The sequence below is a fragment of the Mesorhizobium sp. L48C026A00 genome, assembly GCF_000502375.1.
GTDB lineage: Bacteria > Pseudomonadota > Alphaproteobacteria > Rhizobiales > Rhizobiaceae > Mesorhizobium > Mesorhizobium muleiense.
In genome coordinates this window covers 25,254-48,785 of record NZ_AYWU01000007.1, presented here as the reverse complement: position 1 = coordinate 48,785, position 23,532 = coordinate 25,254, and the positions used below count along the sequence as shown (strand labels likewise).

Here is a 23,532-nt window from a genome sequence, read left to right as displayed (position 1 = left end):
CTTCCTTTGCGCACGGAAGTTCATGCTGCCGCGCTAGTTGGAACCGGATCCAATGCCTCGCATTTTAACAGATGACGGGGCAAAGGAGCGCAAGGTGAAAGCTTTATCGGCGGTACTTGGCGGCTTCGTGCTGACGCTGGCGGTTTTCGCCAGCGGATTGGCTTTCGCCCTGTGGATTCTCTCCGCCGAGCCGGTGCGGCCGGTCGCTCCGACTTCCAGCGTTGCCGAACTGTGGCCGAGGGAGCCGCGGAAGGTCAACCCCGCTTCGCAGCAGCTTGAGCGCCTTCCCGCCCGCGCGGTTCCAGAGGTCGCAGAAGTCGCAGAGCTCCCAGCGGTCCCAGAGGTTGCAGAAGTCCCGGCTGATCAGGCCCCATTTGATCAGGCCCCAGTTGATCGCACCGCGAAACCTGCCGATGCCGCAGCTTCGGCGCCCGACACCACCGCCTCCATCAAGCCGGCAACGCCGGCAACCGACGAGCAGCAGGCCATGCCCGCCGCCCATGTGGAATGGTGCGCGAGCCGCTACCGCTCCTACAGGCCAAGCGACGACCACTACATCTCCTACAGCGGGGAGCAGCGTCCCTGCATCTCGCCCTATCTCGATGCCGGTGCGGCCGACCGCGCCGCACAGCCTGCCGACGATGGCGCCAGCTATGTCGAGGCGACCGACACGTGGTCGATGGATGGCGATGTTCCGGCGGATGAAACCGGCGGCGCCTGGCTTCCGCCCGACCACGTGCAATATTGCTTCAGCCGCTACCGCTCCTATCGGGCGGAAGACAACACCTACCAGCCCTATTCCGGCGGCCCGCGCCGGCAGTGCGAGTAGGTGGGTGCTGAGCGGCGAACTGGCGGCCGCAGTGCATGGCGCCTGTGCGACCGCCGATCACGCAGATTTCTTGGATCGTTCGTGTTGGCGCGGCGTTCATCCGAATACCCACAGGAGGAATCAGCATGAGCGACGACCGGGAAGACAAGATCCGTGAGCGCGCATACCAGATCTGGGAACGCGAAGGCGGGATCCACGGCGATCCCGAGCGGCACTGGCACCGGGCCGAGGCCGAGATCGACAGGGAGGCAGCCCTGCCGCTGACCGCAGGCGATGCCCTGCCGGAAACCCGCGAGGTCGCGAGCTCCGACGTCTTGACGGTGGAGGCCCTGGCTGTGCGCACCGGCATATCGGGCGAACAGGCGCAGGAACTGATCGACAGGCTGGGCAACGACCGGGCGGCGATCGAACAAGCCGCGCGCAACCTCAAGGGGAAGCAGCGGCTGGGGAGTGGCAGATGATCAGAAAACTCAAAGACGGAAAATACCGCCTCTATTCGCGCAAGAACGACGAAAAGACCGGCAAGCGCCGCAATCTCGGGACGTTTGACAGCCGCGAGGCTGCGCAGAAGCACGAACGCGAGGTGCAGTATTTCAAGAGGCATTGAGTGGGGCGTTGATGGCCGTCCCTTGCCAGGCAGCCGCGCCGGATGACCCCTTACTTCGGCGTAGGGTGTAGAATTCTAGCGAGTGCAGGATACCGCTCTGGGGACAGCGAACTTTCATGTTTCCCTGCCTCTTCGTGTTATTGTGGATACGAGGAGATTGGCCCGTGAGCGAGAGCCGCAAGCTAGCCGCGATCCTTGCCGCTGATGTGGTCGGGTACAGCCGGCTGGCGAGCACGGATGAAGATCGTACGTTGGCCCGGTTGCGGGCACTTCGAAGCGACCTGATCGACCCGACCATCGCCGTGTACAACGGTCGTATGGTCAAGCGCACAGGCGATGGTGCGTTGGTCGAATTCCGCAGTGTGGTAGACGCCGTGCGCTGCGCCATAGAAGTGCAGAATGGCATGGTCGAGCGCAACGCCGGCGTGCCCGAGGACCGCCGCATCGAGTTTCGGATTGGGATACATTTGGGCGACGTGGTCGAAGAAAGCGACGGCGACCTGATGGGCGACGGCGTCAACATCGCCTCGCGTCTGGAGGGTGTCGCGGCCCCGGGCACCATCTGCCTGTCCGAAGACGCCTATCGGCAAGTCAAGACGAGACTAGACGTTTCGGTCAGTGATCTCGGCGACACCCAGCTCAAGAATATTGCCGAACCGATCCGGGTTTATTCACTCCGAGTCGGCACCGCGGCTCACGCAAAGGCGCCTGTGACCCACGAACTTTCGGAAGCTCTGCTTTCCACAGCGGCACCGCCTCAGTTATCGATTGCCGTGCTGCCCTTCGCCAACATGAGCGGTGATGCCGAGCAGGAATATTTCGCCGACGGAATCTCCGAAGACATCATCACAGCTCTCTCAAAGCTGTCGCAGCTGTTTGTGATCGCTCGCAATTCGTCCTTCACTTTCAAGGGCAGGAACGTGAACGTTCAGAAGGTGGGCCGGAACCTCGGCGTGCATTACGTGCTGGAGGGCAGCGTCCGCAAATCCGGCAACAGGGTACGTATCACCGCGCAGCTTATTGACGCGACCACAGGCGGACATCTGTGGGCGGAGCGCTTCGATCGCAACCTGACCGATATCTTTGCCGTACAGGACGAAGTTACGCAGCAAATTGTCGACGCGCTGGCGCTCAACCTGACAAAGGGCGACCAGCAGCGGCTCGCGACCGAGCAAACCGGCAACCTGGACGCATATGACTGCTTTCTTCATGGCCGAGAGCAGCTATGGCGGTTCACGAAAGCGGAAAACATCAAGGGCCGGGAGCTGTTGCAGCGCGCCGTCGAATTCGACCCGAAATTCGCTCCCGCCTACGCGTTCCTCGCGTTCGCAAACATACTGGACTATGCAAACCAGTGGAGCTCGTCGTGGTCGAACGCAATGGCACAAGCGGAAATGTTCGCGGCACGGGCAGTGGCGCTCGACGATCGATATCCTTACGCACATTGGGCGCTGGGCATCGTCGAATTGTATTCGCGACGGCATGAGGCGGCCATCTGCTCGGCTAAACGCTTGATCGCTCTTGCGCCAAATCTTGCCGAGGGGCACGAAAATCTCGGTTACGCACTGCATTATTCCGGCAAGCCTGAGGACGCACTCCGGTGTTTCGACAGGGCAATGGCCTTGAACCCGTATTATCCGGACGTGTACCTTCACTTCCAGGCGCAAGCGATGTTCCAGTTGCGCAGGTACGAAGAGGCAATTGGGATCCTGAGGCGGCGACTTGTTCGTAACCCTTCCACCGACGTCTCACGCGTGCTCCTGGCGGCGAGCTACGGCCATCTGGGTCGGTTCGAAGAAGCCCGTCGCGAGTGGCAGGAAGTGTTTCGCGTCAACCCCCAATATTCACTGGAACATCGCCGCAAAGTATTGCCCTACAAGGATCCCAACGATTTCGAGCGGATCGTGGATGGCCTTCGCAAAGCCGGCCTCGTATGAGCACCTGACCGGGCGAGGTCCGGTATTGAACCTCCTGCAGCCACTGCTTCGAAGGAACAGCACGACCGCTGTGCGGCACGCTGATGACTGGGGCGGGGCGGGCAGCGGACTGGCAGCTTCGGGCGGCGAATATTCAACAGCGGACATTCAAGTTGGTGTGGGCATCGTCGTGACCTGACCCTGAGCTGCCCTTCATCGGCCGACTTCGTCGCGCGAAAGCCGACTTTCACCGCAAGCAGCGCCCATGACCAGAAACGGAGATTCTTATGATCGGCTCTGAGATCAACGAGCAGTCGTCGTTGATTCGGCTGATAGCGTCCCGCGAGCCCGATAGGACGCGTTCGGACGTCTCCGTAACGATAGCGTCGCCGCACGAAGATGTAGGTGATCACGTGGGAGCATGTTGGGGTCCGCCTTTCCTTCCCCCAACCTTCAAGCGGGGCGCCTCAATCGATCGAAATCCTGGCGCCCACCGCGCCGTTCAAGAGGCGTCTGAGATGGAAACTGGCCAAATGATCTTCAGGCCACTGTCCGACTTCAGCGGCGAACGCGGCAAGCGCGCCCGGATCGCCAGTTTCCAGCTTCGCAAATGCCTGTAGATAGGCGGCCGTTGCTGGCTCGTCGTATTGCTCCCGCCTGAGTGGCTCGAAGGCGCGCAGCGGTTCGGACCTACCCCTCAGCACCAGGTCTCCGACCGGCAAGCCGCGAAAATCGGGCACTTGCTTGGCGGCAGCCTCGCTGACGCAGATGCGCGTGCCGAGCTGCTTGTTTGCCGCCTCCAGCCGCGCCGCTATGTTGATGGAGTCGCCGTAGGCGGTGTAGTCGAAGAAACGTCCGCGGCCGAAATTGCCGACGATTGCAGGCCCTGCATTGACGCCGATGCGTGTCACGCCGAGCGCGATGCCGCGTTGGTGCCAGGTCTCCCGGAAGGCTTGAGAGAAGGCGTCGAGGTCGAGCGCGCACGCGATCGCGCGTACCGCATGATCCGGCTGGTCGCCGGGCGCACCGAACAATACGTGAAGCGCGTCACCGACGATCTTGGCTAACGTCCCCTCATGCCCAAAGACAATGTCGCTCATGCCAGCGAGATAGTCGTTGAGCAGGTCACCGAGCACGCTCGGCTCGATCGTTTCGGCCAGCATCGTGAAGTCGGCAATGTCGGTGAACAGCGCCGCCACATCGCGCCGCTGCCCAGCGAGATCGATGCTGTCTTGGGCGCCCGCGAGCCGCTCCGCAAGGTTAGGAGAGAAGTAGCGCGACAAAGCCGCATGCGCCCGCTCGGCGGCGGCCTGACGGCGCCGCGCTTCGCGCAGGATCTCGATGTGGCGCAGCGTCTTGGCGATCGTAGCCTCAAGGTCGGGAAAGTCGATCGGTTTGGTGAGAAAGTCGAAGGCGCCGCGGTTCATCGCCGTGCGGATGTTGGTCATGTCGCCGTACGCCGAGACGATGATGGTCGACAGCTGAGCCTCGGCCTCTTGCAGCCGTTGCAGGAGCGAAAGGCCGTCCATGCGCGGCATGTTGATGTCGCTCACCACCATGTCTATGTCGTGGTTTCCATCGAGTATCGCCAGGGCCTCCACACCATCGCGGGCGAACATGAAGCTGATCGCGCCGTCGCGGATATGACAGCGGAATTTCTGCCTGACCAGATCCTCCAGGTCCGGCTCGTCGTCGACCACCAGGATGTGCGCAGTCACGCGACCCACCGTAGCCTGGTTTCGATTTCCGCTCGCAAAGCGGAGAAGTCGATCGGCTTGGTCAGAAACGCCGCGGCGCCTTCCTCCATCGCAGTACGCCTGGTCTCGGAGTCGCCATAGGCGGTGATCATGATCACCGGTACATCGGGACGGGCCTCTCTCGCCTTCGGTAAGAATTCGAGCCCGCTCATGCCAGGCATGTTGATGTCGGAGAGAATAAGGATCAACGTCGTGCCCTCCACCTCCCCGATCACGCGAAGAGCCGCGTGTGCAGAGAGCGCGAATTCCATAGCGAAGCGGCCAGAACGCAGGTCCCGGCGGAATCGCTGGCGGAACAGGACCTCGACGTCTGGTTCGTCGTCGACCACCAGTATGAGCGGGTTCATTGGGCGGCTGCCTTCTTGCCGACCGATGCAGCGCCGCGTGGCAACAGGATGCGGAACTCGGTGAACTCGCCCGGCTTTGTGTCCACTTCGAGCGTGCCCGCGTGCTGTTTCACGATGATGTCGTGGCTGAGCGACAGGCCGAGCCCAGTCCCTTCGCCAGCTGGTTTCGTGGTAAAGAACGGGTTGAACATCTTCTCGACCACCTCCGGCGGGATGCCAGTGCCGTTGTCGCGCAGCCTGATCTCGACCTTGTCGCCAAGGCTCTTCGTCGAGGCGCACAGCACCGGCGAATAGGCGTTGCCATCGCCCTGGCCGCGATGCGTTGTCGCATGAAAGCTATTGGAGATCAGGTTGAGCAGCACGCGCGTGATCTCCTGAGGATACAAGTCGACATCGCCGGCGTCGGGATCGAGGGACTTCTCGACTGTGATGTTGAAATCCCTCCGTTCGGCGCGGGCCCCATGATAAGCGAGATTGAGGCTCTCCTCGACGATGGCGTTGATGCTGGTCGGCCGGTGCTCTCCGGATCCTTGTCGCGAATGGAGCAGCATGTTCTTGACGATCGAGTCGGCTCGCCTGCCGTGCTGCACGATCTTTTCGAGGTCGCCCTTGAGCAGTCCAGTCAGTTCGTCGACCTCTTTGCGAATTGGTCCGTCCAAAGGGGCACTGTCCAGCGCTTGCCGCAGCTCTTCGACAAGTTCCAGGGAGACGGCAGAGAAATTGTTGACGAAGTTGAGCGGGTTCTTGATCTCATGCGCGATGCCCGCGGTGAGCTGGCCAAGCGAAGCGAGCTTCTCGGTTTGGATAAGCCGATCCTGAGCGGCCCGAAGTTCCTCCAGGGAGCTCGACAATTCGCTGGTGCGCTTCTGCACTTCCTCGAACAGGCGCACGTTCTCGATAGCGATAACGGCCTGATCGGCAAACGTTTCAACGAGTTCGATCTGCTTTTCAGTGAACGGCCGCACAGTCGAGCGGGTCAGGATGAAGACGCCTACTGCCGATCCCTCACGGACCAGCGGCACGGCGAGCAACGAGCGGTAGCCGCCGAGGCTCTGAAAGTCGGTCAAGGTGTAGCTGGGGTCGGCGAGCACGTCCGGCAGGTGCACGGTGTGCCGGTCCAGCACCGCACGCGAAGTGGCGCTGCCTTGGCCGATCGTCAGAGGGTTTTCTTTCGCATAGTCCACCAGTTCCTGCGGGAATCCTGCATTCGCGGCAAATTGATAGGTTTCGCCATCGCGGCGCATGATAGAGCCCATATCGGCTTCGCATACGCGCGTAGCCGTCGCGGCAAGAGCGCCAAGCACCGCCTGGAGGTCAAAGGTCGAGCGACTGATGACCTTCAGCACGTCGGCGATTGCGGTCTGCTGCCGCAGGGTTTCGCCGAGCTCGGCGGTGCGCGCCTGCACCTCGTCAAACAGGCGCACGTTTTCGACAGCGATGACCGCCTGATCTGCGAAGGTTTGCAGGAGCGCAATCTGCTGGGCCGGAAAGAGTCCTGGCTCCGATCCCGCAACCGCAATCGCGCCGATCGCTTGGCCGTTCTTCAACATAGGCACTGCGGCGATGCTGCGAGCGGTGACAGCCGTCACCACATCGCCAAGCGCGTAGTCGGGATCCTCATACACGTCGGGTATCTGCTCGACATTGCCACTCAGTACCGCGCGGGCCGTAGCCCCAGAGCGGCCAGGCGAAAGGGGATAGGCGCCGCTCATCGCCTGATAACCAGCCGGAGAGAGCCCATGTTGAGCCACGAAATGGATGAGCGCGCCGTCGTATCTAAAGACTGCTGAAAACTCCGCCTCGCACAGCCGCGCCGACGCCTCGGCGATCATGTCGAACACTGGTTGTACGTCGGTCGGCGAACTCGAGATGACGCTGAGAATGTCGTTGGTCGCCGTCTGCTGCTCCAGCGACGCTGTTAGCGCACGGTTCCGCGCCTGCACCTCTTCGAATAGCCTGACGTTCTGGATAGCAATGACAGCCTGGTCGGCGAAGGTTTCGACCAGGTTGACCTGCTTCGCAGTAAAGGGTGCGACCTCGGTCCGGCGCAGCAGGATCGTTCCGATGGCCTCTCCGTCGCGCAGAAGGGGAGTCCCCAGTATGGTGCGATGGCCGAGCCGCTCAGCCATCGCGCGCCCCGCCGCGAACTCGTCGCCTGCCGACATGAGATCGGGCACCTGGATAGTCCTGGCATCGACAACCGACCGACCGGCCACCCAATCGCGTCTGAGTGGAAATTTCGTAAAGTCGATCGGGATCGGGCCGAAATGCGCGGCGATGACCAGCGAATCCTGCTCCTTCAGCAGAACCGCGGCGTCATAGGCCGCGCAGAGCCTTGCTGCGTTTTCCACGACCGTCTTCAGGACGGGTTGGATGTCGGTGGGTGAAGCGGCGATGACGCCCAGCACCTCGCTGGTCGCAGTCTGCTGCTCAAGCGCTTCGCCGAGATCGCGCGTGCGTGCCTCGACCTCTTCGAACAGGCGCACATTTTCGATGGCGATGACGGCCTGGTCTGCGAAGGTTCCGAGGAGCTCGATCTGCTTGTCGGTGAAGGGCGCTACCGTCCGGCGGGCGAGCACCAGCACGCCGATCGCCTTGCCTTCGCGCATCAAGGGGACGCCGAGCAGTGTTCGGTAGCCGGCCTTCGCCTGCGGTTCGAAATAGGTATAATCCGGATCGGCGAGTACGTCGGCGACCTGCACCAGGGCCCCGTCGAGGAGCACACGGCCGACAATCGAGCCACGCCCCGTGTCGAGCCGACGGTCCTTGTTGTAGACGAGCCAGTCGGGCGGAAATCCGAAGCTGCTGGCATAGTAGAAGCCGGGGCCTTCGCTACGGCAGATGCCGGACATGTCCGCTTGACAGAGACGGGCTGCAGACTCTGTCAAGGTATCGAGAACGGTCTGGAGGTCGAATGCTGACCGGCTGATGACCCTGAGCACATCGGCGGTGGCGGTCTGCTGTCTGAACGCTTCGGCCGCCTCGCGGTTCCTGGCGTCGAGGCTGGTGACGAGACGTACGTTCTCCATAGCGATAACGGCCTGGTCGGCGAATGTCTGCACGACCGCAATCTGGCGGTCGCTGAAGAGTCGCGCTTCGGTTCGCGACAGCGAAATCACACCGACCACCTCGCCATCTCGCTTCAGCGGGACTGCGAGCGCGGCACCATAGTCGGCGAGCTTATGGCCAGCAAGCGAGCTGCAGCGCGAGTCGCTCTGCACATCCTCAATGTTGAACACCTCGCCAGCAAACGCGGCACGGCCCGAGGTGGTAACTGCGTCCGCTGCGGGCGTGATCGGATTGGCTCGCACATAGGCGACCCATTCGTCCGGATAATTGACGTGCGCTGCTAAGAATAGCTGCCCGTTGCGGCTCAGCCATATGACGCCGCGCGATGCCTCACACAGGCGGATGGCCGTCTGCGTCAAAGCAGTGAGCACCGCGTCGAGGTCAAAAGCCGAACGGCTGATCACCCTCAGGACGTCGGCAGCGGCTGCCTGTTGCTCGCGAGTCTCGTCCAACTCCTGGGTGAGGAGCGCAACCTTCTGCTCGAGCTCGATGAGCGAGCCCGGCACACCCAGTTCCTTCATCGGAATGGTCCCAGACACAGCGTTAAGCATAGCCCGAATACGTCATTGGTACCACTGCCGATCGCGGGCGCTTCGTGTCCTGAAAATTAGGGACAAACCGTGTCATCTGCACCACCTCCGGTTCGATGATACGGATCACGGAGCGCTGGGCGCGATTGCCAAGTTGATCGCGCTGCAGACCAATCGCAGGCCGGTCAACGGAACCGGGCGCCCCCGTCCCCACGAAGCAGCGGAAGCAACGCAGCCATTTTACACGACGCAGCAAGACTCTCCGTGTCGATGCGCTGCAAATTGCCAATATTGGTTGAGGTGGCGAAAATGTCGGATTAGGAACTGTTCTTTCCCCCGCTGACTTGCGACGAGTGCTTGCCTTTCGGCTTCTTCGAGGGAAAATCCGCAAGGGATCGATTCCGGGGCTTGGCGCGAAGGTCCGGTTCGCAGAAGCGCTCGGAATGTCAAGAAATGGCGCAACCACGACCCTCAGCGAGGTTCTTGGGATGTCGGCTTTCAGGAAGCGGCAATGCTGATCTCAATGTCCGACATCGTCGCCCTGCCGCTCGACAGAATTTGGCGTGAGCGGCAAGGCGACGTTGGGGTGACAAGTTGCTGCCAAGATTACGAGCGGCAGCCCGGTAGCAGAGCCAGTGGCCGCCGTCCTGCGGTCAGATCTCAGTTCCCTCTGCAAGAGCGAGCGCGTCTTCCATGTCCACTCCAAGATATCTTACGGTGTTTTCGATCTTGGTGTGACCAAGGAGTATCTGCACCGCTCGGAGATTGCCGGTAGCCTTGTAGATGATCGATGCCTTGGTGCGGCGAAGCGAATGCGTGCCGTATTCCTCGGGACGCAGACCGATCGCTCCGACCCATTCATCGACCAGACGGGCATACTGCCTCCTACTGATGTGGGCCGAATGGTCAATTCTGCTCGGGAAGGCATAATCGTCGACGCTTCCGCCTCGCCTTTCCAGCCAAGCAAGCAGGCTCGACCGCGCGTCAGCCATCACCATCGCACGCGTCCGAATCTCGTGACCGACCACTAGGGTGCCGATCTTGATTTTCACGAGATCGCAGCCGCGCAACTTGCTGTCGATCGCGAGGTCGAACAACGCTCGATCGCGCAATCGGGCCTCCCGATCCAAGAAAAACCGGATCGTCCATATCTGCCGAGGCTTCAGCGCTCCCAGCATTCCAAGCCCGTCGCTCCTGCAGCACAGGATCATATTGAGAATGTCCAATCGTGTATCTCCTTCCGGCTATCATCGGCCGAGAGGGAAACGGGTATCCAAGAAAGGGCTTGGGGGCCGACTGCGGACTGTCAGTTTTCGGCCATCGAGGTGCAGAAGCGGACGTACGCAGCGCTCAAAGGGTGGTCTGGATGTGACCCACAGCGGACTCTCGCTTTCTTCTGAAGCAGAGTCAGACTACGCAGCCATCTGTGCCCGCCGTATGTCGCGGGCCGGTGGTTTGCCGAACAGACGGCCATATTCGCGGGTGAACTGAGGCACGCTCTCATAGCCCACCGCATATGCCGCCGAACTCACGCTCGTGCCATCGGCCAGCATCTGGCGCCGAGCCTCGATCAGGCGCAACTGCTTCTGGAATTGCAAGGGAGACAGCGTGGTGGTCTGGCGGAAATGCTGGTGGAAGGACGAGGTGCTCATCCCCGCGGCCTCGGCCAGTTCCTCGATGCGGATCGGCCGTGCATAGCTTTCGCGGATCATGGCGACCGCACGGGCGATGCGTTGTGCATGGCCATCGGCCCCGCCGAGGCTGCGGAGGGCCGATCCGTGCTGTCCCGCCAGAAGCCAGAAATGAATCTCGCGCAGCAACGGCCCTTGCAGGACCGGGAGGGCAAAGGGACGGTCCAGAAGCCGCATCAGACGCCGCGCCACATCGGCGACATCTGCGTCGGTCGGCTCCACTCGGACAGGCTTGCGCGGATCGCCCGGGACCGCCGCTATCTCGACCGCGAGTTCCCGCATAAGGACGGGGTCGAGTTCCAGCGCCAGCGAATAGTAGGGCGTGCCGAGGGTTGCCTGCGTGATCTGGCTGACCGTGGGCACATCGGCCGAGATCAGCAGCGACTCGCCCGGACCGAATTCCAATGTCTCGGCCCCTATCGTGACCCGCTTGGCACCTTGTAACAGCATGGCCACCAGCGGCCGATTGACAGCTACCTGCAATTCGCCGGGCTCCGTGGCGCGGATCGCGGTCAGGCCGGGAATAGGCGTCGACGCTGCCCCGAAACGGTCGGCATGAGTGTCGGCAAAGCTGCGCACAAGGTCGAGAAGCGTTCGGCTCATATGAGCAAGATGAAGGGTGGTGGCGCTTCAGGCAAGACCTGAAGAAGGATCAGGCAAGAAATCCGAACATTCTGGCAAACCCTGTATGGCAAGGCCGATCCAGATTTGCAGGAACAGGCAAGACTACGCGAGGAATCGGCAACAACTGGAGACGCTCTTGCCGCATGTTGTCCCCATCACTTCGGATGAAAGGACTTCCCGCATGACCAAGATCGCACTCGTCACCGGCGCCAACCGCGGCCTCGGCCGCAACATCGCTGTCAGCATCGCGCGGCATGGCCGCGACGTTATCGTCACCTATCGCGGCAACGCATCTCAGGCCCGCGAGGTTGTGGCCGAGATTGAAGCCCTGGGCCGTAAGGCGGTTGCTCTGCAGCTCGATCTCGGCGTGGTCGCCAGCTTCGCGGCCTTTGCCGAGACCCTGCGCGCGGCGCTGAAAGAGACCTGGGGCCGCGACCGCTTCGATTACCTGATCAACAATGCCGGCCACGGCGAATTCGCCATGATCGGCGATACGACCGAGGCGCAGTTCGACGGTCTGTTCGACGTCCATGTGAAGGGCGTCTTCTTCCTCGTTCAGGCGCTTCTGCCGCTCATCGCAGATGGCGGGCGGACCGTGAACTTTTCTTCGGGCCTGACCCGCGTGTCCTATCCGGGCTTCTCGGCCTATGCGGCCGCCAAGGGGGCGGTCGAAATCTTGACCGTCTATATGGCGAAAGAGTTGGGTGCACGCGGGATCACAGTGAACACGGTCGCGCCCGGAGCGATCGAGACCGATTTCGGTGGCGGGCTGGTGCGCGACAATGCCGAAGTCAACGCGCAGTTCGCAGGGATGACCGCGCTTGGCCGCGTAGGGCTGCCCGATGACATCGGGCCAATGGTGGCAAGCCTTCTGGGCGAGGATAACCGTTGGGTTACGGCACAGCGGATCGAGGTTTCGGGTGGTCAGGCGATCTGATCAGTCGGACCCCCGACAACTGAAGCGCGCGGCCGTATGGCCGCGCGCATTGTCATTCCGCCGTCGGGAAAAGCCTCCTTTGGCCGTCGACTGAAGCTGAACGGCCGGAATGTCCGCAAGCACGATTTCCAGGATAGTCTCCGGCAACGTCTGCTATTGGGCAACAGTAGAGATCACCTCAACGGCCGACATGAGGCGCATTGCGGACCGACTGCTATGGGCCGAGAGCAGACCGGCAGCTTTGGGCTGCGAATATTCAAGATCGGACATTCAGGTTGGTGTGGGCATCGTCGTGACCTGACCCTGACCGGACCTTCCGGGACCGATTTTACTTTCAGAAACCGGACATTCGGGCCCAACCAGCGCGCATGACCCGAATCGGCCATTCCGGCCGCCTATTGGCGTCACGGAAGCGGACGTTTGCGGCTGGTGGAAGTAGCCGGGGCATTTCGAAGCTAAAAAACCGGCGGTCTCGCGCACCTCGATCGCCCCCATCGGAGCGAGCGAGTCCCGCTCCGCGATCTCCATCGCCTCCGCAACGTTCTTCGCTCGATGAGCAGGAAGCCACCCAGATGCTCCTTGGTCTCTGCGAAGGGCCCGTCGGTCCAACTCGCCTTGCCGGCACGAACGCGCCATAGAGGCTTCGCTACACCCAATACGGTCGGACGCCGTAGTAGTCGTAAACGCGGCGGCCACTCTCGGCATTCCAGTCGAAATCCTGGTCGCGAGCATAGCGCGGAGCGCCTTCAACTTGCTCCTTCGTGATGTCAATGCGGAAGCCTGCAAGGCTCTCGTCATAGTCGAGCTTCTGCCACGGCAGCGGATAGTAGTCGTCGCCAATTCCAAGAAAACCACCAAAGCTGAGAACGGCATAGGATACCCTGCCGCCCCTCTTCTCGAGGATCAGCCTTTCGACCTGCCCGATGTGATTTCCCTGGATGTCATAGACGTTGGTGCCGACGACCATGTCGCTGGCGATAAGATCGTGGGTCTCACGAATGTCGGGGTCCTGGTTTGTCATGATTTGCTCCTTCCCGTCGGTATGGAGCAAAAACGGGTCCGTGCCCTCGAAGTTCCAAGGATTGTGCGGACCAGCCGTCAGCAATCTTCTGGCTTGAGCGAGCGAACCATCCGGGTGACGACCGGATCGTAGGCAACTTTTTGCTCCATGCTGTAGTCCATCAGAAACATGGCGGCGCGATCGCCGCAACCGTTATGCCTCTGACATATCGGATCTGGTCGTCTTTGATCCCCGAGTAACTTGCCCATTCACGCGTCAGCCGCCGATAGATGAATTTCCAGCCTTCTTTTTCGTCCTGACTGATCTGTTTCTTGACCTGAGGCAGGAAATCGCTTTCGGCGACGTCGGTGCCCCAGACGGCGAGGAGGGCTCCGTCGGGGGATTGGAAGGCCGCGCCATCGCCGTCCTTTGAACGATGCAACAGTTCGAACTCGGGCGGCACGTCGAAAACAAACCCAAACCTTTCGATGCCGAACTGCTGCCATTCCTGCGCCCCCGCCTGAAGGAGAGAAAACCAGCAGGGTTCGGCCCCATGGCCCGGTTCTCTTGTTTACCTTACACTAATGTAAACTGCGACAATGTAGGGATGTTCCGTTTTGAAGAATCGCCTCTTCAGTAGCCGCACAGGAGACGATTTTCACTGTCGCCGGAGGTTGGTAGAGTTGCACGTCGCGACCGGAAGAGGTCGCGAAATCGATGCCGCCAGGTGAAGTTCTAAACGGCAGTTTCAGACAGATCGGTTGTGCAGAATCGGCCGTTGACGTCCCAACCGGCAGAGTTGTTTAGCGCTCTAAGTCCGACCTTAATGCATATCCAAGGCTTGGTGCGGGAAACCGGCATCGCCGCCGAACAAGGTCGCGAGTTCCGTGAACTTGGCAAGCGGCAAATGACCGACAAGCCTGAAGTCACTGATGCGGGTGAGAACAGGCTGTGTAGGTGCTGCGGTCGGTGACCGTCAACGATCCGAATGTAACGGTCTAGGCAGCAGGGCCGCGATACGGTTGCGGCCCTGACGTCTGATCAACCCTTGAGACGATCCTTGATCTTGTCCTCGGTCTTCCCAAGGCCCTTCTTGGTGCTTTCGTCAAGCTTGCCGGCAGTTCCGCCGGCACTCATTTTCTTGTCACCAGCCGGTTTGCCAGGCTTTGCCTTCACTTCGCCGCTTTTCGCAGAGCGCTTCACTTCATCCTTGTTCATGGTTTCTCTCCCATAGCTGGGAAACCAACATGCGCTCTCACTGAAAGTTCCAGTAGCCAAGGAAAATAAGCATGGCCGGCTCCGAAATGAAATCGATCGCACATCTCACGCGTGAACGAAGGAAAATGGGTGCGTCGATGAACGCGTTCGACGGAATGCCAAGATGGCCGGATAGTCGAAAATGCGATCAATTGGGAGCAACTCCGCCATGCCGCCAAGCTCAGGCCCCGGTCCAGGTGGGCAAGATGGACGCGGTGATGTCCGTCCGGATGACAACCAGTGTCCGCAAAAGGGGGTCGACTCCGGCCGGTGGCTGAAGGTCAGCTAACGAGGCGCGCTGCGAATGACCGGTAGTGGCGCAACCACGACCCTTCTTGGGATGTCGGCTTTCAGGAAGGGGCAATGCTGATCTCAATGTCCGATTTCGGGCGCGATGCAGTCCGACTACTCTACGGCTCGCTTGGGCCGTTTGCCGGCCGGCAGCTTGGGGGCCGAATCCAGTCGGTCCGGTTTCAGATCGAGGATGGGAGAATCGGCCATTCGCTACCGCGGACGCTGCTGAAACCCAATTGGTAACTCTGTTTCAAACGCGTCGTCGCAAGCTGCAAAGACGGGTGGCAGCTCTCTCAGGGCCAAGTGAAGGCCGCCCGGAGAGTGCCGATCTGAGTTGCGCTTCATGCCACCAAGATGCATGCCTTGCGAGCAAGGCTCCGCGGTTCACCAAGAACCTGAAGGGAACGACTGTGCAAAAATTCGTGACGATTGGATATGGAGACCGTGAGGGATACGACCCGCAGTGGCCGTTCGAGATGCAGCCCACGCGCACGACGCTAAGTTGCAGAAAGACGGAGCGTTGATGGGTATCGCGGGCGCTCCTGTGCAAGTGAATCTGGCTCACCGGTTCGACTGCCGGCGCCGTGATGATCGTGCAGTTGGTGATGCCGAGTTTCTTGTTATGCGCTCAGAGGCCGGCGAACGAGAACGGCTGGTGGTCCGGCAGGTGAATATGCCACGGATCCTTGCCGCCTCGGTCGGCGAGATCGTCCATTCGTAAACCCCAGGAAGCGGCGCATCAGTTCCAAGTGTGGAGGCATACTCTCCACGATCCATCAGTTTCGCGTCGGAAGATTGTGACTATGGATCCTTCGTAGCGCTGCGTTTCGCCGCCTTCGGCCGACCATTTCCCGGTCGCGTAGGCAATGTCACCGGCGGCCACTGCATCTACCAGTTCGATGCCATGGTTCCCCACACCAGCCGAGATCAATTCCTTCCAGAAGTCTTTGATAGCGCTCGTCCCCCTTATGAAGGCAAGGGTGGACGGCAATACAACCGCGTCGGGTGTGTAATGAGCGGCGACTGCGTCAGCATTGCCGCTATTGAAGGCCGAATTCCAGCCATCATTCGCCTTCTGAAGCACGTCGCGGATATTCTCGGTCGGTTGTGCCATGGCGTTCCTCCGTTGTCTGTCGCCAATTTCTATTAATTGGCCGCCCGAAGGTTTTCAGCCGGTGTTGCGAGTGCTCGTGCGGCTTGCAGGTCAGGCAACGTTTGTCCCTCGGTAAACCCGGAAATGATGAGTGCGAGCCGCTCGCGAGCACCAGAAATGGGACAGTCGGCCCGCGCGAGGCTCAGTGCAGCACGCAGCTCCCAGAATCGCGCGCCCTGGGCCTGGGCAATCGCCAACGCGTCAGAAAGGCGATTTTCGGCGAGTGCAACTCCGTCTTCCCCCGATTGCAGGAGCACCTCGCCCTGTAGGCGTAGCACCTCGGCTGCAAACCATCGTTCATCGGTGCGTTCGATCCTGGCATGTGCTTCTTCAAGCAAACGGAGTGCAACATTGTGGTCGCCGGCTCTGACCTCGATCTGCGCCTGAAGAGCGATGAAATAAGGAACCATGAATTCCGCGCCGGTCGCACGCCACTCAACAAGGCCTCGTTGGAGTTCCAGGCGACCCCGATCGGCATCGCCCGCCTCAGCGAGTGTCCAAGCACTCAAGATTGTGGCGCCGGCAAGCCAAAAGCGGAATCCAGCTTCGCTGGCAATGCGGGTCAACTCTGCGCAGCATTCCCGGACACTTTCGCGATCGCCAAGGATCTGGCGAATGACGCCGCCGAAGAATAATGGCAGAGCAAGGCTGTTGCGATGACCCACACGATGCGCTTCAGCAACCGCCTCGTTGTTGGCCGCCAGAGCCTGATCAGGAAACCCAAGCGGCAGCAATGTGCGGGCGAGATAGTCCAGGCACACGACCCGTGGGTCGAAGGCGTAAACAAACGCCGGCGATCTGTGCTCCTGGGGATCGTAGAGAGCCAAGGCCTGCTCGAGATGTGCCCGGGCGCGGGCGAATTCGCCGGCAGGCAGCGCGCTGACTCCAGCTGCCCGATGAGCAAAGAACGACAGTCCACAGTCTTTGCTCGCTTCCGCCAATTCAAGCAGGCGGTCCGCTGCGCTGCGGGCCTCCGCCAACTCGGCAGCATAGAGGTGGTAAAGACATAGACCGTAAAGAACCGGAAAGAGCTGACGTGTATCGCTCAGCTCTTCACAGAGCTCTCGCGCGCGACCATAAGCGGTCGCTGTCGAAGGTGCGGCGAAGCCGTGCGCAGCAACGTGGGTACTGCCGAGCGCCAACTGAGTTGCAAGTTCGCGCCGCGAACGCTCTTCGGATGGTGGCATCGCCGAAAGCCCGGTTAGGGCGTTGTCGAATCTGGCGAGCGCCTCAGTCAGGACAGAGCGAGAAAGCGCCCGACGACCAGCGAGTTCATTGTACTCGACAGCCTTTTTCACAAGGCCCGCCTGACCAAAGTGGTGGGCAAGCAGTTCGGGCTCTGTGGTTACGATTTCGGGGAAGCGTTCCTCGAGAATGGACGCAATCCGGGCATGAAGCTGCTGGCGGCGGCTGTGCAGGAGGCTGCTGTAGGCCGCATCCCGCACGAGCGCATGCTTGAAGACGTAAGTTACTTGGCTGTTACTGCCGCGGCGGAAAACAAGGCCGGCCGCTACTAGCTCGTTCGTTGCCCGCTCAAGCTCAAAATCAGGAAGTCCAGCGGCTGCGGCAAGCAACTCGTGCTTGAACTCGCGACCGATCACTGCCCCGATCTGCGCGACCTCCCGGACCGAAGCCAACCGATCGAGCCGGGCCATCAGCGAGTCGTGCAGAGTGGCCGGGACGGCAAACGGAGGCAGTGGGCCCGCCAGCACGAGTTCGCCGTCACGCTCTTCAAGCAGGCCCGATTCAAGCACCACCTTCGTCAACTCTTCCACGAAAAGCGGCACGCCCTCGGTCTTCGACAGAACCTGATCCAGCACTGTTGCTGGCAACTGCTTGCCCCCCGTCATCGCTGCAATGATAGAGGCCGCTTGGGAACGGCTGAGCCGATTCAGGGTCAAAAAAGTCGCGTGCGGAAGACCAGCCCAGCGCACTGCGCCTTCCGGTCGCGAAGTTGCAATCAGCATTATAGGCAAGTGTTGAATCCGGCCCGCGATTTGGTCGAAGAGCTCGGCGGACATCGGATCAAGATAATGCGCATCCTCAAGCTGCATCAGGACCGGCTTGCTGCGGGCCAGTGCCTCCACCTGCTCGATCAGCACCTCGAATGTGCGAGACTTCTGTTTTTGCGCCATCAGGTCGAGCTTGGGATAGTGTCCCTCGGTCGGGATCGACAGCAATGCCGCGATTAGTGGTATCGCCTCATTGGGGTTCTTTGTCGAACCGGCGAGCAGTTGCTCAAGAAAATCAAGCTGACGCTCGGGCGGGTCCGTCCGCTTGATGTTCCCGGCCCGGAGCAACTGATCCGTCACAGGATAGAGGGCGGTTTCGAGGTGATAAGGCGAGCAGTAATACCGCAGTCGCGTGTGTGCCTCGTCTTTTAGGCGCTCCAGCAGTTCTTGCAGAATGCGGGACTTGCCTATGCCAGCCTCGCCGAATAGCTCGACAACTTGGCCTTCCCCGGAAGCGGCAAGCCGCCACCGATCGAGGAGCAGGGCGATGTCATGTTCCCGCCCTGTAAGCGGCGCAGCTTCGGCTGCGTGAAGTGCTTCGAAACGACTCTCGGCGCGTCCCTCTCCAATCACCTTGAATGCGTTTATGGGCGCGTCGAAGCCTGGCAACCGCTGCGGCCGGATTCTGGTCACCTCGAACAGCTTTCCGATAAGTCTATAGGTAAGCTCCGAGATGACTACCGTTCCCGGCTCGGCCAAAGTTTGGAGCCGAGCTGCAAGATTAGGGGTCTCGCCCACGACTGCATTCTCTTGCGCGGCACCTACACCAATCAGGTCGCCCACGACTACGACGCCAGTTGCAATGCCGACCCGGACCGAAAGTTGCTGCCCGTCATCCAAAGACAAGTCGGCTACGGCAGCGACCACCGCAAGCGCCGCGCGAACAGCGCGCTCGGCCTCGTCCTCGTGTGCCTGCGGCCAACCGAAATAGGCCAATACTCCGTCGCCCATAAGCTTGGCGACGTGCCCCTCGTAGCGAACGACTTCGCCAGCGACAGTATTCTGAAACTTCCTTAAGAGGTCGCGCATCTCCTCAGGGTCAAGCCGCGTCGCAAGCGCGGTAGAACCGACGAGATCCACGAACATGACCGTCAATTGACGCCGTTCTGCCTCGCGAGGCCGTCCAGGTTCGCCGGAGCGGTCAACCGAAGCCGACGTTCGGATTGGTGAGGCTGAAGCTGGTTTCGCCGGCTCTAACGCCGGCTCTCCTTGCATCGCGGCAATTGCCTCCAGGATGCGCTTGCGGTGGGCAAGCGCGGCAACCCCGATTTCTTTCAAGTCCTCGGCGGTGAGGCGCGGCAGTATTTCGGCATCAATCGCGTTTTCGTCGAAAGCCAAAATGTACTGCTCCAGGCCTAAACCTCTGAGCCAAACTGCGATATTCATTGGGCTCCCTCCGCAGCCATTTGGCCTCGCTTCGGTGGGGCAGGAAACATATCACAAAGGCATCGCGATAACACGCGAGTTCGTGTGTCGAAGGCCTGACATTCGGTGAGAACCCCGCAAAACGCCGCCAATTGGCGCAACCGCGGCCTGCAGCGTGTTCCCCGCCGATGTCTGCTTATGGGCAGTGGCAAAGTCGCACTCTACGGCCGAAATTAGGCGCGAAGCGGTCATCCATGGCTCCACTACGGGAGTCTGCTTCGGGTCGAGGGTGCGTTTCCGAAACGGCTCTGTAGCGGCAGAACCGGACGTTCAAGGACCCTGCTAAAAAGTAGCGGGCTTGCTTCGGGCGGTTAAGGCCAGGAGCGCCTCCGAAAGACGTTTCTTTGCCCGTTCGACCCCGTTCTCGTCGATCGCTTCGACATCGAGGAACAGGTCGAGGCCAGTCGCGTGCTCGCTGATGACCTGAGGGCGCTGTGCCAGTTCACCAAGGAGGCCCTCGACTTCATAGGGGACAACCTCCCGACTGATCCCCTTCATGGCGATCGGCGCCAACGGACGCGCTCGGACAAGGTCGCGCACGAGCGCATAGGTCTCATAGCTAAGGCAGATGCCGCCAGGTTCGGCAATCGATTGCAGGCGGGCCGCTAGGTTGGCTTCGGCCCCGATGATCGTGTAGTCCATGCGATCATCGGAGCCGAAGTTGCCGACATTGCAATAGCCCGTGTTGATGCCCATGCGAGCTCGGAACGGCTGCTCAATTCCTCGATCACGCCACAACCTGTTCAGCTGCTCTAGCCGGCGCTGCATGTCGACAGCCATGCGCAAGCAGGCCCTCGCGTCCTCCTCGACACCCTTTGTCTCGGGGTCTCCGAAGAACACAAGAAGTGCGTCGCCGATGAACTTGTCGACCGTAGCCTCGTGCTTGAGCGCGATCATTGACATCTCGGTGAAGTACTCGTTGAGGAGTGCCGTGAGGTCCTCAGGCTGGAGCCGTTCCGCGATCGCGGTGAAATCTTTGATATCTGAGAAAAAGATTGTGAGCTTCTTGCGCTCGGTCGCGATAGTCACGTCCTTTTGGCCGCTGAAGATGCTTTTATAAATTTGAGGCGAGAGATATTTGGCGATCTTCAATGAAATTGCGGCGAGAAAGTCGTTTGCCTCGGCGAGTTCCGTGTTCATGCCGTGAACCAAGGCGGACTGCCGACGCTGCAGGAAAATGAACGTTAGACCCGCCGCAGCTGCGAAGCCGAAATACAGAAGCAGATACTTGAAAGAGAGGACGTTGGCCCCGATCGGCTGGGCGACCGATATCTCCTGGATACCTCGGACATCCCCCACCTTCCAGTCTGTCTTGGGGCTGTCCGGGTGCGAGTTATGGCAGTTGACGCAGACTTGTCCCATTACTACGGGAGCCGCCGCGCGAACGTGCCGGTCAAGCAGCGAACCCGAGGCTTCGATGATGGGCTCACTTGGATTGGCGCGAAAGGCAGAGATTGCGTTGCGCTCGAATGTGTCTAGCTGGTGGGGCTCGCGGCCTTTGAAAGGTAGGTCCGAGACGAAGCGATATTTGACGGACCCGTCGTGAGCGCTGATGCGCTTGCCGAGTTCGATTGAGAGGGTTGCTGGGATAGGGATCGCACCTGGCACGTCCCTGTAATTGTGCGTCGCGGTTACGGCGCCGTCTGCTTTCAGGACCCGTCCCACGACGTCGCTGCCGTAGAATCCGCGCATGTCGTCGATGATCCGGCTGATTTCGCTGGCTTGCGTGCGCAGCATGCGTTCCGACAGATCTCGGAGGTCGAGCCAGGCTGCGACGGGCAGACCTATAAGGCCGACGACCACTGCCGCAACCAGGAGCGGTCCCATGGTGCGTTGCTCACGCGCAATCTGTTCACGCAATCCAGCCATTGTCCAGGTTACCGCCCACCCGTAATCCAATACCTGAACTATACCTTCATTCGCGGCTCGCTACCAGCGCCAGTGGCTCGGTGAGAACACGATGGGGCCGGAAGCGGACTTGCGGCTTCGAGGCCTGGAATGTGAGAAGCGGACATTCAGGCGCCCCCCATGCATCGACGTGAACTGACCCATTCGAGACCTTCATTACCGGCGTTGGGGATGGCAGCTTTGCGCTCGCTCCATGTCGGTCGTCCAGAGCGGTGACGCTCCCCCCGAAACCGGACACTGGGTTAGCGAACAGGCAAACGATGCCAAGTACGCCAGCAACTGTCCGGCGACGATCAGCGCCACAACGGTCGCGGCCCTAGCTTCGGTATCAGGATAATCGCCAGAACGATGTAGATGACCCCGAACACGCCGGCGCCAACGAGGCCACGAGCTTTTCGCGACGCCGCTTGTCAATGTCCAAGGCTCTTGCATCAGTAAGATGACGAGGATCATCGTCAGCGTTCCGCCGACATAGCTGATCAGTGCTGCTCATGGCGCCGATCCCAGGCTGGCCCTGAGACTTGCGACAAGAACTTGCTGAACAACCACGCTAACCCTGCTCCGGCGCCAAGCAGAGCCAATCCCAGCATCGGCAAAAGTTGCACGGCTTACCCCCGCTTTTTTACTATCGCAGGTGACCTTTGCCGGCTTCCAAGTCACAAAGTGTGGACAGAATTTATGCGACAGGCCGAATTTCGCCCTTTCAATGGCAATGACCGTGATCGTTGACCGCTGCATCCGAAGGCATCCGCCACTACTGGAGAAGGGTTGGTATGTCCCAACACAATCTCTCATCCACCTCGGACCGACAGCCTCCATAGCAACGACAGCTAGTAGTCCACCTCGCTGAGTCGTGGTGGCGGACAAAATCACCCTGTTTAGTGCCGGCGTTTACGTCGCCAGGCACTCGGGGTGGTTCCTACATTCGCTCGAAAAACACGGGTCAGATGGCTCTGGTCAGCGAACCCGCAGGCAAGTCCGATCATTGCGATACTCTCATCCGTTGAAGATCCTTGGCGAGCTCCACGCGCCGTTTCAACAACCAACGATGGGGCGGTTGCCCAGTTGTTGCCTTGAACGCCCGCGTAAAATGCCTTGCTGGCAAACCGCATGCATCGGCCAAATCCGCCAGAGACCGATCGGACTGGATGCTGTCCAAGAGTAGTTCCTTTGTTCGCCTTCCCGCCATGGAGCTAAACCTCTGGTAGCCTTCTCTGAAGGCGTTTTCAGGCCGCCATAGGTTCGAGCGAGATGCATCCGGATCGCAACGAAGACGTAATCTGCGAACAGGGCATTCGCTTCCCAGGGTTTTGAAATTGCGGGTAGCAGAGCACTGACCAAATGAAGCAGTACCTCGTCGCGCGGCGGAGGCTGTAACGTACAGACTAGCTGCTCGATGGCCGGCACGCGAAGTTCGTCGGTGAGTTCATTGAGGGCTCGCATTGGCATATAAACGTGCAGCGCCGCAAACGGCTCTGCGAGATCAGCCACCCACGATTGCCTTAGATCAAAAATCCCCAAACCACCCGACGGTGTGCTTGTCCGTATCAAATGCCGCTCATCGCACCAAAGATCGCCGTCGCTCCAGCCCCCGACAAAAATGCTAGCGAGAAAGGTCTCGGCGCGCGCATGCGGCAAGGTCAAACCTAGGCCGGGCTGGTCTCGGCGAACTTGGCAAGCGGCCATATCGTTCCCGCCCAACGAGCGAACACGAAGGTGCTCATAGACGTCGAGCCGCTGCCGCCTCGCAAAGAAGGGTTCCACGTAAACGGCGCGCGTCGTCGTGCTCATGGGCCTCGGCCTAATTGTGTCGGCACGCTTCGAGCAGGGCCCGGTCATGCAAACCGTTCAGCGGAAACCATCATGTCCGCTGTGTTCCAACTCGGCGCTTTCGTTCTATTCGTCCTGGCGCCGACACAGTTAACTTAAGGCACATCTCACGAGTTGTCGGTTGCGGGGGACAAGATACCCGCTTTCGCTTACGTCGTCTGCGACATCACGCCGAGCATGCACGCCGAGCTGAAGATGTCGGACGCGATGCCAACGCTGGACCAGCGCTCCTATTACGGCTATCACTGGACCTTCGGGATCTATTCGAGGTCATCGACTACGGCCGGCTTCTTGCCGATGCCAAGCGTCGCAACCGCGTCTTCTTCGACCGCCTGAACCTCATGGA

20 protein-coding genes and 1 pseudogene are annotated in these 23,532 nt (G+C 60.5%); 7 read left to right on the top strand and 14 right to left on the bottom strand.

What is annotated here, in order from left to right; genetic code table 11:
- Nucleotides 1-94: 94 nt before the first annotated feature.
- The 4 genes from X738_RS56835 (at nucleotide 95) to X738_RS56825 (ending at nucleotide 3,373) form a co-directional block, all read left to right on the top strand.
- Nucleotides 95-829 (top strand): BA14K family protein, encoded by a 735-nt coding sequence (locus X738_RS56835; protein WP_023799012.1) that lies wholly within the window; start codon nucleotides 95-97, stop codon nucleotides 827-829.
- A gap of 125 nt (nucleotides 830-954) precedes the next feature.
- The gene (locus X738_RS56830; RefSeq protein WP_023799011.1) at nucleotides 955-1,290 is read left to right on the top strand and encodes a DUF2934 domain-containing protein; all 336 of its coding nucleotides are present in this window, start codon (nucleotides 955-957) and stop codon (nucleotides 1,288-1,290) included.
- Nucleotides 1,287-1,436: a hypothetical protein gene (locus tag X738_RS84730; RefSeq protein ID WP_023799010.1), complete on the top strand. Its 150-nt coding sequence runs from the start codon at nucleotides 1,287-1,289 to the stop codon at nucleotides 1,434-1,436. The genes X738_RS56830 and X738_RS84730 overlap by 4 nt, the downstream gene beginning before the upstream one ends.
- Before the next feature lie 164 nt (nucleotides 1,437-1,600).
- Nucleotides 1,601-3,373: an adenylate/guanylate cyclase domain-containing protein gene (locus X738_RS56825; RefSeq protein ID WP_023799009.1), complete on the top strand. Its 1,773-nt coding sequence runs from the start codon at nucleotides 1,601-1,603 to the stop codon at nucleotides 3,371-3,373.
- Nucleotides 3,374-3,819: 446 nt separating this feature from the next.
- Here the strand turns inward: X738_RS56825 and X738_RS56820 are convergent, their stop codons facing one another.
- The 5 genes from X738_RS56820 to X738_RS56800 all read right to left on the bottom strand — a co-directional run bounded on the left by X738_RS56820 (nucleotide 3,820) and on the right by X738_RS56800 (nucleotide 11,349).
- Nucleotides 3,820-5,070, bottom strand: a complete 1,251-nt coding sequence (locus tag X738_RS56820; protein ID WP_023799008.1) for an adenylate/guanylate cyclase domain-containing protein — start codon at nucleotides 5,068-5,070, stop codon at nucleotides 3,820-3,822.
- Nucleotides 5,067-5,456: a response regulator gene (locus X738_RS56815; RefSeq protein ID WP_023799007.1), complete on the bottom strand. Its 390-nt coding sequence runs from the start codon at nucleotides 5,454-5,456 to the stop codon at nucleotides 5,067-5,069. The genes X738_RS56820 and X738_RS56815 overlap by 4 nt, the downstream gene beginning before the upstream one ends.
- Nucleotides 5,453-9,046 (bottom strand): GAF domain-containing protein, encoded by a 3,594-nt coding sequence (locus tag X738_RS56810; RefSeq protein WP_023799006.1) that lies wholly within the window; start codon nucleotides 9,044-9,046, stop codon nucleotides 5,453-5,455. The genes X738_RS56815 and X738_RS56810 overlap by 4 nt, the downstream gene beginning before the upstream one ends.
- A gap of 662 nt (nucleotides 9,047-9,708) precedes the next feature.
- Nucleotides 9,709-10,167: a tyrosine-type recombinase/integrase gene (locus X738_RS56805; protein WP_373420410.1), complete on the bottom strand. Its 459-nt coding sequence runs from the start codon at nucleotides 10,165-10,167 to the stop codon at nucleotides 9,709-9,711.
- 300 nt (nucleotides 10,168-10,467) lie between these two features.
- Nucleotides 10,468-11,349: an AraC family transcriptional regulator gene (locus X738_RS56800; protein ID WP_023799005.1), complete on the bottom strand. Its 882-nt coding sequence runs from the start codon at nucleotides 11,347-11,349 to the stop codon at nucleotides 10,468-10,470.
- 202 nt (nucleotides 11,350-11,551) lie between these two features.
- Between X738_RS56800 and X738_RS56795 the strand changes: the two genes are divergently transcribed.
- Nucleotides 11,552-12,307, top strand: a complete 756-nt coding sequence (locus X738_RS56795; protein ID WP_023799004.1) for an SDR family NAD(P)-dependent oxidoreductase — start codon at nucleotides 11,552-11,554, stop codon at nucleotides 12,305-12,307.
- A 474-nt stretch (nucleotides 12,308-12,781) separates the two neighbouring features.
- On the opposite strand, the pseudogene X738_RS82580 reads toward X738_RS56795, so the two are convergent.
- The 4 genes and pseudogenes from X738_RS82580 to X738_RS84725 all read right to left on the bottom strand — a co-directional run.
- A pseudogene (locus tag X738_RS82580) lies at nucleotides 12,782-12,939 on the bottom strand (YciI family protein); the annotation flags it as partial.
- A 14-nt stretch (nucleotides 12,940-12,953) separates the two neighbouring features.
- Nucleotides 12,954-13,328: a PRC-barrel domain-containing protein gene (locus X738_RS56790; protein WP_023799003.1), complete on the bottom strand. Its 375-nt coding sequence runs from the start codon at nucleotides 13,326-13,328 to the stop codon at nucleotides 12,954-12,956.
- Between the two features lie 160 nt (nucleotides 13,329-13,488).
- Nucleotides 13,489-13,749, bottom strand: coding sequence for a hypothetical protein (locus X738_RS86965; RefSeq protein WP_245277647.1), 261 nt, complete (start codon nucleotides 13,747-13,749; stop codon nucleotides 13,489-13,491).
- 599 nt (nucleotides 13,750-14,348) lie between these two features.
- Entirely contained in the window at nucleotides 14,349-14,525 is a 177-nt protein-coding gene (locus tag X738_RS84725) for a hypothetical protein (RefSeq protein ID WP_023799002.1), read from the bottom strand.
- 856 nt (nucleotides 14,526-15,381) lie between these two features.
- Between X738_RS84725 and X738_RS86045 the strand changes: the two genes are divergently transcribed.
- On the top strand, nucleotides 15,382-15,579 hold the full coding sequence (locus tag X738_RS86045) for a hypothetical protein (protein ID WP_023799000.1): 198 nt from the start codon (nucleotides 15,382-15,384) through the stop codon (nucleotides 15,577-15,579).
- Nucleotides 15,580-15,597: 18 nt separating this feature from the next.
- Here X738_RS86045 and X738_RS56780 read toward each other — a convergent pair whose 3' ends face one another.
- The 5 genes from X738_RS56780 to X738_RS89040 all read right to left on the bottom strand — a co-directional run bounded on the left by X738_RS56780 (nucleotide 15,598) and on the right by X738_RS89040 (nucleotide 22,545).
- On the bottom strand, nucleotides 15,598-15,972 hold the full coding sequence (locus X738_RS56780; RefSeq protein ID WP_023798999.1) for a YybH family protein: 375 nt from the start codon (nucleotides 15,970-15,972) through the stop codon (nucleotides 15,598-15,600).
- 32 nt (nucleotides 15,973-16,004) lie between these two features.
- Nucleotides 16,005-19,409 carry an adenylate/guanylate cyclase domain-containing protein gene (locus tag X738_RS56775; RefSeq protein ID WP_023798998.1) on the bottom strand — a complete coding sequence of 1,135 codons (3,405 nt, stop codon included), beginning with the start codon at nucleotides 19,407-19,409 and terminating at the stop codon, nucleotides 16,005-16,007.
- 321 nt (nucleotides 19,410-19,730) lie between these two features.
- The gene (locus X738_RS56770) at nucleotides 19,731-21,317 is read right to left on the bottom strand and encodes an adenylate/guanylate cyclase domain-containing protein (RefSeq protein ID WP_023798997.1); all 1,587 of its coding nucleotides are present in this window, start codon (nucleotides 21,315-21,317) and stop codon (nucleotides 19,731-19,733) included.
- Between the two features lie 917 nt (nucleotides 21,318-22,234).
- Complete coding sequence (locus tag X738_RS89045; protein ID WP_373420409.1) at nucleotides 22,235-22,402, bottom strand: AraC family transcriptional regulator; 168 nt, start codon at nucleotides 22,400-22,402, stop codon at nucleotides 22,235-22,237.
- Entirely contained in the window at nucleotides 22,339-22,545 is a 207-nt protein-coding gene (locus X738_RS89040; RefSeq protein WP_084833697.1) for an AraC family transcriptional regulator, read from the bottom strand. Before X738_RS89040 ends, X738_RS89045 begins: the two co-directional genes overlap by 64 nt.
- A gap of 755 nt (nucleotides 22,546-23,300) precedes the next feature.
- Between X738_RS89040 and X738_RS84720 the strand changes: the two genes are divergently transcribed.
- Complete coding sequence (locus X738_RS84720; protein ID WP_023798996.1) at nucleotides 23,301-23,522, top strand: hypothetical protein; 222 nt, start codon at nucleotides 23,301-23,303, stop codon at nucleotides 23,520-23,522.
- The last annotated feature ends 10 nt before the right edge of the window (nucleotides 23,523-23,532 follow it).